Origin of the sequence: Sphaerospermopsis reniformis, assembly GCF_005402885.1 — a bacterium.
GTDB lineage: Bacteria > Cyanobacteriota > Cyanobacteriia > Cyanobacteriales > Nostocaceae > Sphaerospermopsis > Sphaerospermopsis kisseleviana.
Genome location: NZ_BJCE01000506.1, coordinates 1 through 985, shown reverse-complemented (window position 1 = coordinate 985; position 985 = coordinate 1). Strand labels below are relative to the sequence as shown.

The window sequence follows — 985 nt, the reverse complement described above, 5'->3', positions numbered from 1 at the left end:
TTGAAATCCCAAAAAATGCACACTTTTTCCGGTATACCCTTCAAAACCCTTGCACTAATTTCTGTGTTTATCAGCCTCTAACCTTTGATATATCAAGGTTTTAGGTTTATTCAGCAAACCCTAATTAGTTATCGGCAGTCTGATGCTCACGGGAAATGACAAACCGATTTGCTACCGTTTCTGGCTGAATCGCTGATAAAATAACATGACTGGAATCAGTGATAATGACAGCCCTAGTTCGTCTACCATAGGTGGCATCTATCAGTTGCCCTCTATCTCTAGCGTCGGTAATAATGCGCTTAATTGGGGCAGATTCTGGACTGACAATGGCAACTACTCGATTAGCGGAAACAATGTTGCCAAAACCGATGTTGATTAATTGAATATCCATAAAAAAAATAGGCGCTCTAGGCGCGAGGAAAAGTTCTTGATAAACATATTCTCATGTTATACATAAAAAATGGGAGTTACAACGATTAAAGTCTTGATATCTTGAGTTTTTAAATCACAACTCCCGGCTTTTAGCTTTTTATCAGCTATAAATGCTAAAAATATTTCTAAGGATATATAGAAAATTATATTCATAAAAGGTAGTCGTCGCTAGATTGCCCACCAATACTGTTCGCTTAACGAAATTTACGTAGGGCTTGCTGAATAAATGTAAAACCCAGATAAATCAAGGGGTTGGGGCTGCTAAAAAAGAAAGTAGGTGCAAGATTTTTGAGGGGGATACTCCCAAAAGCGTGCATTTTGAGTTGAATAAGTCATAAAATCTAGGGATAACAGATAGCCCAAACTCTTGCCTCTTGCCTGGTCTCTTGCCTGCCCCCACAAAAAGACTTTTTCAGCAAACCCTACGTAGGGTTTGCTGAATAAACCTAAAACCTTGATATATCAAAGGTTAGAGGCTGATAAACACAGAAATTAGTGCAAGGGTTTTGAAGGGTATACCGGAAAAAGTGTGCATTTTTTGGGATTTCAAGAG

At 38.5% G+C, this 985-nt stretch carries 1 protein-coding gene; it reads right to left on the bottom strand.

The genetic code is table 11. The annotated features are described in order from the left end of the window. Window positions 1–124: 124 nt before the first annotated feature. Window positions 125–391 carry an extracellular matrix/biofilm regulator RemA gene (remA, locus tag FFR48_RS28070; RefSeq protein WP_096565850.1) on the bottom strand — a complete coding sequence of 89 codons (267 nt, stop codon included), beginning with the start codon at window positions 389–391 and terminating at the stop codon, window positions 125–127. Between the last annotated feature and the right edge of the window lie 594 nt (window positions 392–985).

Excerpts from the sequence above, each read along its gene's own strand:
- remA (WP_096565850.1), bottom strand. The coding sequence starts at position 391 with ATGGATATTCAATTAATCAACATCGGTTTTGGCAACATTGTTTCCGCT.